Genomic DNA, 15,147 nt, shown 5'->3' with positions numbered 1-15,147 from the left:
AAGTGAACTTGGGTCCACAGATTAGAAAGACGGTCTGACTAAGGTGAATTCGGTTATCGCGAAAATATTATGCTATGCATGTCTCTTCAGAGACCTGCCCAATCGAATCTGTTCCCCCCATAGAGATCAGAACGGAAGGCATTCAAGCAAAGCAACAAGCCGGTCAGGGACCGCCGACAAAGCGGCCATTCCCGGCCTTCACTTCGATCACTGGTAGCTGCTCTTCATTGAGCGGCTTGCCTATGACGGCAACTGCGCCGTTAGCGGTTTGTCGGCTTTTCGGCGGTGGGTGGGCAAAAGCTGACGTTCGGGCCAGCCATTTGGTTGGTCTTCAGCCGCCAACTAAGCGGCCAGTGGGATGTCATTTGCACGCAATCACCAGCCGAAGATGGAAAGGACTTCTCGCTTATTTTTCATGGGCCGCTCTTTCGGAAGCGCTGCGGTGGGCTGCTTTGTGTGTTCCAGATGATCAAAATGTCCGCACGACTTCGACATTGGGAAACGTCCTCAGCTCATAATCATGCCAGGCCGGCCGATCGGTCAGCAGAGCTTGGGATAAGGGCGACCGCGCAACCGCAAAGCCGGCAGCGTCGATCCAGTCGATTCCGCCCCCCCGGACAAGCGGGCGCACATCATAGCGTAAGCCCAGCCCATCGACGCCCGTCAGCTGCGCGATCGTGCCGAGGACCGCATCTGCAGGCGCGGCGTCGTGAGCAAGCGATCGCTGCCATGCGAGGAAATTCTCTGGATCTATGAGCGCCTCGGCATCGATCGGCTGGCCTTGCGCGACCAGCCAAGCATCGTATTCGGGTCGCAGCGCGACAGCATCCTCACGGGTCTTCGCAAGACCTTGCGCCAGGGTGAAGGCAACCAGCGGGTCGAGCGTGCCCCAGCGCAACAGTTCTCGAAACCAGAACCCGATCCACGGCAATCCAGTCGTCTCCCGCCACGTGTCGAGTGTCGGGGTTGCGAAGGCGGCCGCATTTTGTCCCCAGACCTGCGCGACCGCCGCGCCCACCGCTACGCCGAGCCGGAACTCTAGATTCTCAGTCACGAACCTTTGCCAGGCTCTGAGCTGATCGGGCTGAGGAGCCGCTGCACCGTCGCGCTGCATCCACCAGCCCATGATACCAGCCCAGTTTGCGAGAACCGCCTGACCGGCATCGGTCTGCCGCTCCCGGAAACCGAATCCTGCTTCCGCCCGAACACGGTGCCCTAGCCGTTCGAACATCGCAAAGCGGTCTGAGGGCAACATCGCGCCATAGTCGGCTGCGCCGATAAGTTCGTTGATGATGTCGGGAGCGACACCCTCGAAGCGTCGGCCGACATAGGGAGTGAAGCCATAGTGATATAGGCGGCGACGCTGCTCGCCGTTCGGATAGAGACGTTCGACGAAGGCGCGACCGCGGCCGAGAAAAAGACGCTCGAGAAGCTGCTCCTGCTCGGCCGCGACGCGGGCAAAAGTATGCGCCCATAAAGCTCTGAGCCGCTCCTCGAGCCGCGGACCGTTGAGCGGCGCATCTTCGAGCAGTGCCAGTTCTTCGGTCGCAGCAAGTATGAAGCCGTCGAGCTCATCAAGTGTGTCACCCAGCTGATCGCCCGCTATGCGGGATTCGACAGCGAGATTGGCGCCGGCGTTTTCGGGGAGTGTCACCTCGAGCCAGGCAAGGATTTCCGGCTCTGTCTTTAAATTCAGATCCCGCACGCATTTCTGAATGATCGAGGTCAACAGAACCGCCAGAGGGCTGAACACCCGGCCTTGCGCCTCGTCGTCCGCTAGCAACCTCCCCAACAAATCATTATAATCGCGCTCGCCGCGTTGAATCTGTGTCAATTGTGTCGGGCGGGTGCCCTGCGCGGTAGTCGATGGAGCCCGCGGGAGAGCGATAAGCGTCATGCCCTCGATCGCGTCTGCTGCACCCGGGCGACCGGCCCTGCCGGCGAGATTGCGAAATTCCGCAGTCGACATTGGCACGATGTCCTGCTGCCCGGTCTGGGCATCAAATCCGCGTCGCAAGAGGCTAGTGAGAAAGATGATGTCGAACGGCAGATTAACGCCCTCGGTCAGTGTCGCGGTGGCGATGGTGACGGGGCATATGCGCCGGTCGATCAGATCGGTCATTAAACGTCGCAGCCGCTGCGGCATCTGGCCATGGCTGGTGGCGATGCCGCGATCAATCAGGCGTCGCTCGTAGGAATCGATGCCGCAATAATCGATGCAAGCGGCGCGCGCTTCATCGAACCGGCTACGATCGGCGGCATCCACCGGTGGGACGAAGGGCGCGATATTCTCCCAGCCCGGCAGGTCGAACGCTTCGGCAAAGCGCCGCATCATCCGTTCGGGCGACTGCATCACCGAAATCAGGATGCGCCTGCCACCCTCCAGGAGATGGAGCGCCGTCCATAGGACATAGATTTCCGTATAGTGCGGCAGGCTATTGCGGATTCCGGAGGCGGGCAACTGCATCTGAGGGATGCGCAGCTGGAGATAGACCGGGTCTTCGCGGCCCCGGACGTAAAGCATCTGCCCGTTCATGATGTCTAGAATTGCGGCCGGTGCGCGGTTGGGATCGCATTCAAGGGCGCCGATCAGCTGGCGGCTACTGCGATAGCCCATGCCGATCGGCCGTGCATTGGCGTCATTTTCGATCCATGTTGCTACCGGTTGCGCCGCACCGCCGGCAACGGCGGTCAGCGCGATGCGGGGAACATCGGGCTTCAAGGTGAGAATGCGCGAGATCATCGCCTCCAAGCGCATCGATCTACTGTTGTGAGCGGCGAGCGCGAGCATCGCATTCGCGTTGCCCTCGTTCACCACCTGATGGGCCTCGTCGATCACCAGTAAACGCAAGCGGTGAATCAGAAGATGGCCGACATAGCGCATCAACGCCTCGGCCTTTTCGACTGTCGCGATCAGAACAACCGGCTGGTCAGTCGTCAGCCAATAATCGGTGATGCCCCAGTCGGTGCCGCCGTAGAGACCTGTGACGATGATCCGATCGGCAAATTCCGCGGTGAGCTTCGCCTCGACTTCGCCAGCCAGCGCACGCGAAGGCACCAGATAGATTGCAAGCGGTGCCTGAAGACCAGCCGGCACGAGGAGCAGTTCCTTAACCAAGGCCAGGTTGGCAACCAGCGTCTTGCCTGAGCCTGTCGGCGTACAAAGGGCAAAACTGTCCTGCGCAATTAACCGGTCGAGACCCTGCAACTGCGATGCCCACAGAATGCCGCGCCCCCGCGCGAACTGCTCGCGCGCGAACCGCCACATCAGTGGCGCTTTCTCGGGCGACCGCTCGGTTAGGCGCGCGACCCGCTTGTGAATGCTGTTGGCGGCGTAGCGCCGGGCTGCCGCTTCGATCAAAGTGATCAGGATCCAGAGCTCGTCGCTCGACAGGCGGGTCGAGAGCTCGGACAAGTTCGTTAGCTTCTCGATCGCCCGGTCAGTCCGCTCATCATTGCCACGCCGCAGGCCGTCCGACAGAAGGCCGAGCGAACGGATTAGCTCGACGGTCACCCACCGGCCGATCTTCCCGGCTTCCGCAACTTTCTTCTCGCCTTCGCCTCCCGGCATGTCCAGATCATCGCCCTCGACCCCGGGCTCGTCATTTTCGGTATCGGGCACTTCCTCATCGAGAAGTGCGGCGGACCCGCCGCGGCCGGTCCATTCGGGATGCTCACCCCAGAAGATGACGGCGCGCGCAATAACCGCGTCGAAGTCGGCGCTCAGAAAGGCCGCGAAAATCGAAGCCGTGCCGGCTTCGAAGCGGCCTTGACGCAAGAGTGCTGTTGCCATCGCGGGCAATGCCGCCAGCTGATAGGCACCGGCGGCCAGCATGGCGACCGGAACGTCCCGCGTCACCGCATCTGCCGACCGTGCGAGCCATTCCAGCAATTCGCCAGCTCGCCGGTAACAAGAGAGCGCGTCAGCCGAGCTGTCCCCATCAACCTGACGAAATATGCTGGCCGCGTGTAACAGCCGACGTGCGTCCGCAAATTGTTCGCGTGACTGCTGGGTGCTCCACGCAATCGGGGGCACTTGCCACGAAGTCTGCAGCGATCGCACAAACAGCCGCGCCTGTTGCGGCGTCAGTTCGTTTTCTGCGGCGCGGTTCAGACGCACCGCCGCGGCGAGTTCACGCCGTTGCTCATCGAGACGCGCCACTATATGCCGTCCCACAGTGAGGCATAGAGTCGCTCGATAAGGTCGACGCCACCTTCGACGACGAGTTCGACCACTTGCAATGGACGGCCGGCGGTATAATCCGCTGGTGGAGCATTCGTCGGAAGATAAGACTGACCCGGCGCGCGACGTGCAGCCTTGTTCCCAGCGATGAAGATCAGATCGGTGCGGGGGAGGGTGGCCGCGTCGAGTAGCAGCGCCCGGTCAAGCGATACGATCGCCTCAGCGTAGTCTTCGCGGGCTTTCTCACATAGCAGGGTATTTAGTTGTTCGAGGCCTTGGGGCGCGGCGAGCCCGCGGTTCATCTCATTCCAAATACCATCGCCCTTACGAACCCGAGCACCCTGTGGCCCGGTCCATTCACCGTGCATCAGTTCGTCCATGGTGGAGGGCGTCAGGGTCGCGCGCCATTTGGCTTCGCCGGCAATGAAGCGGACCACCTCGCGCGTGGCCGGATCGATGTCGAGAGCGATGAAATCATTCCCATGGCGGCCGGATACCTCTCGTACCCGGGCAGGGTCACGGGCGAGGTCAAACAAATAGGCGCCTACCTCGACGTGAAAGCGGAAAAGGAATACGGGAATTGTCCACCGGTGCCCGCCGATGAACTGATAGGCTTCTGTAATCAGGCCCGCCATGACCTCGCCAAACAGTCCTTTTTTCGCGCTGGGCGGCAAGCAGTTTGGATAGCGGGCATTGCCGCCAGGCGCTGCTGCGTCGGGATGCAAATCGATCCGTGCAGCGCGGTGAAACACCTCTCGGGCATCGAGATGAGCGGACTCGAAATAGGGCCTTAGCCCGGCGACAATGGCGTCATCGCTCGGGGCTACCTGTTCAAAAAGGATGTGCCCATAATTTCCGTTATTATTTACTGCGCCCTGCAGCCACGTCGCAAGGAGAGCTTGCGGCGCCGGGCAATCATGCATCATGTTCCGTTACCCTCACAACCATCTCCCATTCCGATGTTTCCTTTAACAGTTTATTCAAGCCCATAATTGTTCGTTTGCGGCGAACAACGTTGAATCTGTTTAAACCGGAATGTTCCATTTGTCTGTGAAAGTGAACCTCGTTCGCGGTGCGCCCTGGTACCCATATGGCGAAGTCGGCGAACCGCGATCACGCCCCGATAGCTGACCTTCCGGATTGCCCCCGATCAGGGCTGGTAGATTGCTCGATCCAACTCGCTAGAAGAATGCCGCTCACGCCGATTGGACGCCTAGGTCCGGACAGTCTGGAAGGTTCGACGGTGCCGACATTCCTGTCTCTGCAAAGCGGTGTCCGCTTTCGGGTGACCGGCCAACGACCGAGAATGGCTGAAATTAGGGCGCAAAGCGGACGAGCCGGCTTGTCGTACTGGACGTCCATGATCGCGACCAGTTAACTGCCGTTCCGGATCGCCTCACATTGCAGTCATTCCAGCTGGTGCCCTCCAATGTCGGCTTTCGCTCAATCGAAGACCGGTCTCCATTGAGCGAGATGGAGGTTCAAAGCACAAATCGCGTGACCGCCTCCCATTTAACGCAGCCTTGCGCGGAGAGTTCAAGACCGCCGATTTTTTGCCTTTTGGAGAGCACCTTCGGCGCACCCAAAAGACGGCTGCACCTACGACTCTCTCTTAACTTACTGTAATCTAATTAAAATTCGAATTGAAGAATGGAATATTTCTATTTGTCACGTTTTCGAATGTGACCGTTTCTATTGTATTATGGAAATTTTCTATTGTCCGACTACACAGTCCTGGCCCCGGCCCTTTTCATTCGACAGTCACAGATTTTGCCAGGTTGCGCGGCTGATCGACATCGGTGCCTTTGACGCAGGCTGTATGATAGGCGAGCAGTTGGACCGGGACCGCATAGACCAGCGGTGCGATCAGCGGGTGAACTTTGGGCATTTCGATGGTGGCCAGACAGCCATCGCCTGCTTCTGCCAGCCCTTCACGATCTGAAATGAGCACGATCTGCCCCCCGCGCGCGCGCACTTCTTCCATGTTGGACACCGTTTTTTCAAACAGCGGGCCTGATGGCGCCAGCACGATGACCGGCACAGCTTCGTCGATCAGCGCGATCGGGCCATGCTTCATTTCTCCGGACGCATAGCCTTCGGCATGGATGTAGCTTATTTCCTTCAGCTTCAGCGCGCCTTCCATGGCCAGCGGATAGTCCGGCCCGCGTCCGAGATACAGCACATCGCGGGCAGGCGCGATTAGCGGGGCAATGGCCGCAATATCATCATCATGATCGAGCGCTGCATTAAGCGCTGCTGGCGCTTCGAGCAGATGGCGGACCACGTCCTGTTCTTCAGTGCGGTCCATCTGTCCCTTGGTCACTGCAAGACGTGCCGCCAGCGCGGCAAGAACGGCGAGCTGACAGGTAAATGCCTTGGTCGATGCCACGCCGATTTCCGGGCCGGCGTGCGTGGGCAAAAGAAGATCTGCCTCGCGTGCCATGGAACTGGTCGGCACATTGACCACGACGGCAATGGTCTGCCCGGCCTGTTTGCAATGGCGCAGGGCGGCCAGAGTATCGGCAGTCTCGCCCGATTGGGAAATGAACAGTGCCAGTCCGCCATTTTCCAGCACCGGGTTCCGATACCGAAATTCGCTGGCGACATCGATGTCGACCGGAACGCGGGCAAATTGTTCGATCCAGTATTTGGCGACCATGCCGGCATAATAGGATGTGCCGCACGCCACGATGGTGATGCGTTTGATGGCCGAAAGGTCAAAGTCGATTTGCGGCAATGCCACGCTATTGTCAGACTGGCGGATATAGCTGCGCAGGGTCTGGGCAACCACGGTGGGCTGCTCGAAAATCTCTTTCTGCATGTAATGACGGTAATTGCCCTTTTCCACCGCCGCTGCAGACGCGCCCGATGTAGTGATTTCGCGGATTACCGGCTGGTTTTCGGCATCAAAAATGGCCGCGTCATCCTTCGTGATGACGACCCAGTCGCCTTCTTCCAGATAAGCAATCTGCTGCGTGAGAGGAGCCAGTGCCAGCGCGTCGGAGCCGAGATAGGTTTCCCCTTCCCCATATCCCACGACCAGCGGCGAGCCGAGCCGTGCGCCGATCAGCATGTCAGGATGCTGGCGGAACGTGATGGCCAGCGCAAAAGCACCGCGCAGGCGGGGAAGCACGGTTTTGACAGCATCTTGCGGCGATGCGCCATTTTCCACCTGCTGGGAAATCAGATGAGCGACCACTTCACTGTCGGTTTCGCTTTCCAGCTTGCGGCCGGAGTTCAGCAATTCATCGCGCAGGGTTTTGAAATTTTCGATGATGCCATTGTGCACCAGCGCCACATGGTCGGTGGCATGCGGGTGGGCGTTGTTTGTGGTCGGCGCGCCGTGGGTGGCCCAGCGCGTATGCGCGATGCCGATAGCGCCCGGCGCGGGGTTGCCGGCCAGTTCTTCCACCAGATTGTTGAGCTTGCCCTGGGCGCGGCGGCGCACCAGCTCGCCGTCATGTATGGTGCAGACACCGGCGCTGTCATAGCCGCGATATTCCATCCGGCGCAGCCCATCCACCAGCCGGTCTGTTACAGGCTTGCTGCTGACGATGCCGATAATTCCGCACATAAATAACTGCTTTCACTCAAAGGGTTGTGGCCGGCAGCCAAAAGGCGTCGGCAATAACAGGGGCTTGATTTAGCGTGATGTGCGCAAGGTTCAATCAGTGATTGCCAATTGTGGCTTTCGCGCGCTGGTCCACAGGAACAGGCCTGCACCGATAATCACCAGTGAACCTGCAAGCGTAATCAGGTCCGGCGTGTCACCAAACAGGATATAGCCAAGGCTGATAGCGGCCAGCAATTGCACATATGTCATCGGGGCAACCGTGGCTGGCCCGGCGCGCGTAGTGCCCAGATAGACCAGCCAATGCGCGGTACTGGCGGTGACAGCAACCACGGCGCAGCGCGCCACCACTGTCCAGTCAGGCATCGGGACCGCCAATGCAGGCGCGCCGCTGATGCCGCCTGCAAGCGCGCACAGTACCAGCACGGGCGCTGCCCCCAGGGCGACAAAAACCTGCATGGATAATGCGCTGCCGTCACTGGCAACCGCCCGGTTGGCCAGCATCATCAGGCTGAATGCCGTGGCTGACCCCAGCGGCAGCAGCGCCACCAGCCCCAGTTCCGCCAGATTGGGCCGCAGGATCAGCATGACCCCGCCAAATGCGATCAGCGATGCAATCCACGTGGCCGGCCTGACTTTTTCCTTCAGCACCGGCCCGCTCAACAAGGCTGTGATGATGGGCGCAACGAAGATCAGCGCAGTTGCTTCGGCCAGCGGCATGACAAATATTGCCGAGAAAAAGCAAAGCGTGGCCACCGCCAGACACAGGCCGCGTGCTGCCTGAAGCCATGGGCGCCGCGGGCGAAATGCCAGCACGCCTTCCTTGATAAGCAGGATTGCCGACAGGCCGATAGCGCCGATAGTAAACCGCAGGGCCGCCACTGCTAGCGGCGACCATGCACCGGCCATCGTCTTGATAACCGCATCGCCGCACGACAATATGGCAAATCCGCTGAGAGCGAGGAGAAGCCCGCTCTCTTCAGTCTTGTGCACGCGCTGTTCCCGATCCGTCAGAGATAATGAATTGCCCCGTGCCTGGCCCAAGGCTGGCGCGGGATGCGCTTCCTTAATGCCCGTTTGCCGCTTTGGCCATTCCCACCATGCGCGCTGCATCCGCAATGCGGCCTGAAAGGGTGTGCCCTGCGCAAAAGGTGGGGCCAATGTTTAAGAAAAAATAAGGTTTCCGATTTATTCACCATCCTTGATCAGAACTGCTTCGCCATATCACACGAAGCAGACACACATGTTTGATGTGGCTTCGGCCACAATTGGGGGTTACGCCAGATGAGCGCATTCGGACGAAAGAGCGGACCAGGGGCCATGCAGCCCGGTGCCCGCCCATCATTCGGAGTCGCCAAACCCATGAAGGGCGGCGCAGGCTCTGCTCCCAACAAACCGGCGCCCCCGTCATCAGGCGGTGACCAGTTTCCGCCATTGCCCGGCGAAGCGATGGATACCATGGGCGCACCGCAAGCTGATGCGATGAGCCGGCTGGCTGAACGCGCCAATACTGTGGTCGATAACCAGTCGAATGTCGGCGGGTTTGAACAGAGCGTTCACAAGATCAAGGAACAGGTCCTTCCCCGCCTGCTCGAACGGGTGGACCCCGAAGCGGCTGCCACCCTGTCCAAGGATGAATTGTCGGAAGAATTCCGCCCGATCATTCTGGAAGTTCTGGCCGAGCTGAAAATCACCCTCAACCGGCGCGAGCAATTTGCGCTGGAAAAGGTGCTGATTGATGAATTGCTGGGCTTCGGTCCGCTGGAAGAATTGCTGGGCGACCCTGATGTTTCAGACATCATGGTCAACGGCCCTGACCAGACCTATATCGAAAAGAAGGGCAAGCTGATGCTGGCCCCGATCCAGTTCCGTGACGAACAGCATCTGTTCCAGATTGCCCAGCGCATCGTGAACCAGGTTGGCCGCCGCGTTGACCAGACCACGCCGCTGGCTGACGCCCGTCTTAAAGACGGCAGCCGTGTCAACGTCATCGTTCCGCCGCTGTCGCTGCGCGGCACAGCCATTTCCATTCGTAAATTCTCCGAAAAACCGATCACCATCGATATGCTCAAGGAATTCGGTTCCATGAGCGACAAGATGGCAACGGCGCTGAAAATTGCCGGTGCGTGCCGGATGAATGTGGTGATTTCAGGCGGTACGGGCTCGGGCAAAACCACCATGCTCAACGCCCTGTCGAAAATGATCGATCCGGGCGAACGCGTGCTGACCATTGAAGATGCCGCCGAACTCCGCTTGCAGCAGCCGCATTGGTTGCCGCTGGAAACCCGCCCGCCCAATCTTGAAGGCCAGGGCGCGATTACCATCGGCGATCTGGTGAAGAACGCCCTGCGTATGCGGCCTGACCGCATTATCCTGGGCGAAATTCGTGGTGCGGAATGTTTCGACCTTCTGGCCGCCATGAATACCGGCCATGACGGGTCCATGTGTACGCTTCACGCCAACAGCCCGCGCGAATGCCTTGGCCGTATGGAAAACATGATCCTGATGGGCGACATCAAGATCCCGAAAGAAGCAATTTCGCGTCAGATTGCCGAATCTGTCGACCTTATCGTGCAGGTGAAACGTCTGCGCGATGGTTCGCGCCGCACCACCAACATTACCGAAGTGATCGGGATGGAAGGCGATGTGATCGTGACGCAGGAACTGTTCAAATTCGAATATCTGGAAGAAAGCGACGACGGCAAGATTCTGGGCGAATACCGCTCGTCGGGCCTGCGTCCATACACGCTGGAGAAGGCCCGCCAGTTCGGCTTTGACCAGGCCTATCTGGAAGCCTGCCTCTAGGCTTCAGCCTGCCATCAGCCCCTTGGCTGACAAGGCCAGCAGACCGGCGCCGATAATGGCGCTGGTCATGAAAATGCTGGTCCACGGCACCCAGCCAACACCATCGATGCGCGCCCGTTTCATGCGGCGCCGTTCGCCCAGCAAGGCAAGCAGCGCAATGCCGATCATGCCCAGCCCCCACAAGCCGGCAATTTCGGCTTCGCTGGCAAAAGTCAGGAACTGGTGCAGTGTCATCGCGCCGCGCGATATGGCTACTGTGCGGCAGCAGGGCAACTCGTGGCTGCAAATTCTTGTTGCTTGAGAATTGCCAGGCAGCGCCTAAGGCCGCTTCATGAGCGAACTTCCCCGGCAAAGGCCGGTTTTTGCACTGGTGGTCCGGCTGGGCGCGGCGTTCGTATTGTCCGTGATGCTGGTGTTCGTGAAACTGCTGGGGGAAAGCGGGGTCCATTTGGCAGAAATCCTGTTCTGGCGGCAGGTGGTTACCCTGCCCGTGCTGGCAGGCTGGTTTTTCGCGGCGGGATCGCTGCATCTTCTCAAAACGCAACGCATCGGCCTGCATGGCAAACGCGCGGCGTTCGGCCTCATTGGCATGGTGCTGAATTTTGGCGGCGTGCTGCTGTTGCCGCTGGCGGAAGCGACCACGTTCAATTTCACATCCGCAATATGGGCAGTCATCCTTTCCGCCCTGCTGCTGCATGAAAAGGTCGGGCGTTACCGCTGGGCAGCGGTGATCATGGGGTTTGCCGGTGTGCTGGTTATCGCCCAGCCCGGCAAAGGCGATATTCCCTTGCTGGGCGCGGCCGTATCGCTGTCGGCTGCATTCATGATCGCCCTCATTTCCATCCAGATCCGCGATCTTGGTAAAACGGAACATCCGCTGACCACGGTGTTTTATTTCTCCGCTTTCACCACGCCGGTTCTGGCCCTGTCCCTGCCCTTTGTCGCCCGCTCCCATACGCCTTATGAATGGATGCTGCTGGGCGGGCTTGCGCTGTTTGGGATTTTTGGCCAATTTTTGCTGACAGTGGCATTGCGCATTGGCGCTGTCGCCAGCGTGATCGTGATGGATTATTCCGCGATCATATGGGCAACCTTGTTTGGCTGGGCCATTTTCGACCGCTTGCCCACTGCCGCCACATGGCTTGGCGCGCCGCTGATTGTGGGTGCCGGATTGCTTATCGCATGGCGCGAACACCGATTAGCCAATAGCCCGCAGAAATAAAACTCCGACAGTTGAGGAACTGCTGGTCAGAAACAGCGTTAAGACTCTCGATCGGCCTTGTTGGCCAAAATGGAGAGAAGATTATGGTTCGTAAAATTCTTATCGCCGTCGGCATCACCGCAATGACCATGTCGGCAGCCGCCTGCAACACGGTCAAGGGCCTTGGCAACGACATTGAATCGGTCGGCCAGGCTGGCGACGAAGCAATCTGAATTCAGTCACCCTTCTTTGGGTCGCAAGGTGTCCGCCGGAGCAATCCGGCGGACATTTGCATTTTGGCGGCAAATAAAAGCCGCGATGTGATGTATGCGTCCCTGTCAGATTTTCCGATAGACAAGCATCAGATTGTTGGCAGGCATTACATGGCGCGCGGTGCGCCTCATGCCACAATGGCTGGCGAGTTCGTCCAGCGCTGAAACATCGCGCAGGCCCCATGCCGGGTCATGCTGCCTGAGGCTGGCATCAAACGCAATGTTCGACGGCGCGGTCGGCAAGTTTTTTTCCGCAAACGGCCCATAAAGAATGAGCGGCGCGCCGCTTGCCAATATGCGCCCCGCGTGGCGGAAAAGACCCTCCGCCGCGCTCCATGGGCTGATATGCACCATGTTGATGCACACAATGGCATCGGCAGTTTCTACCGGCCAATGCAGGCTGGCAGCATCAATTTCGGCAGCAGCCAGCAAGTTGTCGAGGCCCGCCTGCGTGCGCCATGCGTTGATGGAGGCTAATGCCTCCAGATCACTGTCGCTTGGCTGCCATACAAGGCTTGGGAATTCGCGGGCGAAATATACGGCGTGCTCACCTGTGCCGCTGGCGATTTCCAATATGGTGCCGCATGCGGGCAGTTCGCGCGCCAGAATGGCCGCAATGGCCGCACTGTTTCGCGCTGTGGCAGGGGCATGGCGTTTCATGGTTTCTGGCATGTCATTTTGCAGCCAGTATCAGACTTTCATGCGCCCGTGCTTGCGCGCCCTGCGTTCACGCACGATCAGCCATACAAACAGGCTCAATGGACCGGCCAGAAACGTAGCCAGCAGCACCGGTCCCTGCACCAGCCGGGAAAACCCCTTGGCATCGGCATCGCGGGCGATCCACAGGCCGGTAAACAGATCAAACGCCAGATAATGCGTCCAGCCGATGGTCACGCCGCCATCCGAAGCAAAAATGGCGCGTACGCCTTCGATGGTGGAAAAATTGGCAGCCCCGTCCGCCGGGCCGACAGCATCCACAGCGCCCGACAATATGGCGACCAGCCCCGCGCTATAGACGAGGCATAAAAGCCCGACCCCCAGATACAGAACCGCAGTCAGCGGCAGCGGCCTGCGGGGCAGAAAGATGAGCACGATCCACCCGGCAATTGCGATCAGATTTACCGCGCTGAAAACTGTCTGCCACATTGCCGTTTCCTGTGCTGCTAGGGCGTCATGACAGGGCGGGTGAGCGCCTGTGCTGCGCGAATAATGGCGTCATTGTCATGCGCGAATTTGCCGCCGGCTTTCTTGAATGCCAGCGCCAGGGCAGCATCTGCGACCGTTTCGGCCCTGATGGCGCGATACTGCCTGAAACTACCATGCAATGCCAAATTCATCAGCGGCGCTGCCAGCCTGCCCAGCCCTTCAGCGGCCCGCATGTCATGTTCACGAAGGCCGCGAAGCAGACCTGGCCGCAAAATATCCAGCCGTTTGAAACCCACCTTGCCAAGGTCGCGCTCCACCTCGCCCTTGACCCGCAGATAGAAATTTTTGGCCGCCAGGCTGGCGCCGACAGAACTGATGGAAATGAAGCGTTTCACGCCAGCTTTGTGGGCCGCGCACGCCACCTCCATCACCAGTTGCTCGTCCACGCTGCGAAACGCAGCTTCATCCTTGCCGGATTTTTTCCATGTCGTGCCCAGCGCGTTGATCAGCACATCGGGCTTCACCGCGTCGATCACTTCATTCCATTTGGTCGGATCCGCCACGAACATTTCCATCCGCGCACCGGTGGGCAGCTTCATTTCGCGCCGCGCAATGGCAACCAGGCGCATATCTTCGCGCCCGGTGGACGCCTGGACAATGGCGCGCCCGACTAGGCCGGTGGCCCCGACCAGCGCAATCCGGACCTGCTCAGACATTGCTTAATCCTTCAGGCATCTTGCCATAAATCCGCGCGCATTGATCAATGGCATATCTATCGGTCATTCCGGCGATGAAATCCGCAATGTGCCGGCTGCGATCCGGTTCTGCCTGCGGCAGCGACTGCCGCCAGCTTTCGGGCAGCAAATTGCTGTCCTGATCATAGGCGGCATACAGCCGCGCAACAACATCGCGCGCCCGTTCCGATGTGACCATCTGTTCAGGATGGTAATACAGGCGATCATACATGAATTTCTTGAGCCGCCTTTCATCCGCCTGCATCTGCGGTGAAAATGTGCCCAGCGCCCTGCCCGCCGCGCGAATCTGGCCAACCGTGTCACAGCCTGCAACAGCGTTGCTCGTCTGCTCGATCACATCATTGACCATCACGCCGATCTGGCCGCGCACAAGTTCGCGCAATTGCCGGTCAAGCGGCGCGCGCTGGAACCGCCGTTCGACATGGCGCCACTGGTCCGCCACGAAATCCAGCGTCAGCAGATCATCAAGGTCCAGCATTCCGGCGCGCAAACCATCGTCGATATCGTGGTTGTCATAGGCAATATCATCCGCAATCGCCGCAATCTGCGCTTCGAGGGATGGATATTGGTCAAGTTCCAGCGGAAAATCACGGTCCAGTTCCGCCAGCGCCCAGCCTGGGTTTGCAACAGGACCATTATGCTTGGCCATGCCTTCCAGCAATTCCCACGTCAGGTTCAGCCCTTCATGGTCGCAATAGGGGCTTTCCAGCCGCATCAATGTGCGCAGCGTCTGGGCGTTGTGATCAAACCCGCCATGCCGCTCCATCGACTGTGACAGAGCCGTTTCACCCGCATGGCCGAAGGGGGGATGGCCGATGTCATGCCCCAGGCACAGGGCTTCGGTCAGATCTTCATCCAGCCCCAGCGCGCGGGCAATCACCCGGCCAATTTGCGCCACTTCGAGACTGTGCGTCAGCCGCGTGCGGTAATGGTCGCCATCGGGCGAGATGAACACCTGCGTCTTGCTGCGCAGCCGCCGGAAGGCGATGGAATGGATAATCCGGTCACGGTCGCGCTGAAATTCGCTGCGCGGTCCGCGCGTTCCATCCCGGTCTTCAGGAAATTCACGGCCACGCGAGGCGGCAGGATCGGCAGCAAATGGGGCGCGGGTCATGTTGCGCGGGCTTACGAGAGGCAGCGGCATCAAACAACGGGAACAATCGGGCAACATCGTAAATCAGGGCAGGCGCCAGGGCCGAAATAAGAAGGGCCGC

12 protein-coding genes are annotated in these 15,147 nt (G+C 59.5%); 3 read left to right on the top strand and 9 right to left on the bottom strand.

From position 1 onward, the window contains the following. Window positions 1–469: 469 nt before the first annotated feature. The 4 genes from GRI44_RS02310 to GRI44_RS02295 form a co-directional block, all read right to left on the bottom strand. Entirely contained in the window at window positions 470–4,162 is a 3,693-nt protein-coding gene (locus tag GRI44_RS02310; protein ID WP_160599847.1) for a DEAD/DEAH box helicase, read from the bottom strand. After that, window positions 4,162–5,109: an aminotransferase gene (locus GRI44_RS02305; protein ID WP_232842950.1), complete on the bottom strand. Its 948-nt coding sequence runs from the start codon at window positions 5,107–5,109 to the stop codon at window positions 4,162–4,164. Before GRI44_RS02305 ends, GRI44_RS02310 begins: the two co-directional genes overlap by 1 nt. Window positions 5,110–5,933: 824 nt before the next feature. After that, window positions 5,934–7,757: a glutamine--fructose-6-phosphate transaminase (isomerizing) gene (glmS, locus tag GRI44_RS02300; protein ID WP_160599846.1), complete on the bottom strand. Its 1,824-nt coding sequence runs from the start codon at window positions 7,755–7,757 to the stop codon at window positions 5,934–5,936. A 90-nt stretch (window positions 7,758–7,847) separates the two neighbouring features. Further along, on the bottom strand, window positions 7,848–8,747 hold the full coding sequence (locus GRI44_RS02295) for a DMT family transporter (protein WP_332872332.1): 900 nt from the start codon (window positions 8,745–8,747) through the stop codon (window positions 7,848–7,850). A gap of 291 nt (window positions 8,748–9,038) precedes the next feature. Between GRI44_RS02295 and GRI44_RS02290 the strand changes: the two genes are divergently transcribed. Further along, a complete protein-coding gene (locus GRI44_RS02290) occupies window positions 9,039–10,559 on the top strand; it encodes a CpaF family protein (protein ID WP_160599845.1) in 1,521 nt (506 codons plus the stop codon). A gap of 3 nt (window positions 10,560–10,562) precedes the next feature. Here the strand turns inward: GRI44_RS02290 and GRI44_RS02285 are convergent, their stop codons facing one another. After that, window positions 10,563–10,793 carry a hypothetical protein gene (locus GRI44_RS02285; RefSeq protein WP_160599844.1) on the bottom strand — a complete coding sequence of 77 codons (231 nt, stop codon included), beginning with the start codon at window positions 10,791–10,793 and terminating at the stop codon, window positions 10,563–10,565. Between the two features lie 97 nt (window positions 10,794–10,890). On the opposite strand from GRI44_RS02285, the gene GRI44_RS02280 reads away from it, so the two are divergent. Together GRI44_RS02280 and GRI44_RS02275 are read left to right on the top strand one after the other, a co-directional pair. Beyond that, window positions 10,891–11,781, top strand: coding sequence for a DMT family transporter (locus tag GRI44_RS02280; RefSeq protein WP_160599843.1), 891 nt, complete (start codon window positions 10,891–10,893; stop codon window positions 11,779–11,781). 83 nt (window positions 11,782–11,864) lie between these two features. Then, window positions 11,865–11,993, top strand: coding sequence for an Entericidin EcnA/B family protein (locus GRI44_RS02275; RefSeq protein WP_160599842.1), 129 nt, complete (start codon window positions 11,865–11,867; stop codon window positions 11,991–11,993). A gap of 105 nt (window positions 11,994–12,098) precedes the next feature. Here the strand turns inward: GRI44_RS02275 and GRI44_RS02270 are convergent, their stop codons facing one another. From GRI44_RS02270 to GRI44_RS02255, 4 genes are read right to left on the bottom strand one after another with little or no spacing between them, the layout of a single operon-like run. Further along, the gene (locus tag GRI44_RS02270) at window positions 12,099–12,692 is read right to left on the bottom strand and encodes a DUF938 domain-containing protein (protein ID WP_160599841.1); all 594 of its coding nucleotides are present in this window, start codon (window positions 12,690–12,692) and stop codon (window positions 12,099–12,101) included. 30 nt (window positions 12,693–12,722) lie between these two features. Then, window positions 12,723–13,178, bottom strand: a complete 456-nt coding sequence (locus tag GRI44_RS02265) for an ABA4-like family protein (protein WP_160599840.1) — start codon at window positions 13,176–13,178, stop codon at window positions 12,723–12,725. 17 nt (window positions 13,179–13,195) lie between these two features. Then, on the bottom strand, window positions 13,196–13,894 hold the full coding sequence (locus GRI44_RS02260; protein ID WP_160599839.1) for an NAD(P)H-binding protein: 699 nt from the start codon (window positions 13,892–13,894) through the stop codon (window positions 13,196–13,198). Then, window positions 13,887–15,047 carry a deoxyguanosinetriphosphate triphosphohydrolase gene (locus GRI44_RS02255; RefSeq protein WP_160601186.1) on the bottom strand — a complete coding sequence of 387 codons (1,161 nt, stop codon included), beginning with the start codon at window positions 15,045–15,047 and terminating at the stop codon, window positions 13,887–13,889. Before GRI44_RS02255 ends, GRI44_RS02260 begins: the two co-directional genes overlap by 8 nt. Window positions 15,048–15,147 lie beyond the last annotated feature (100 nt).

Source organism: Allopontixanthobacter confluentis, assembly GCF_009827615.1.
GTDB classification, from domain to species: Bacteria; Pseudomonadota; Alphaproteobacteria; order Sphingomonadales; family Sphingomonadaceae; genus Allopontixanthobacter; species Allopontixanthobacter confluentis.
Note: the sequence above shows the minus strand (reverse complement) of the source record. Positions and strands in the feature narration are given on the sequence as shown.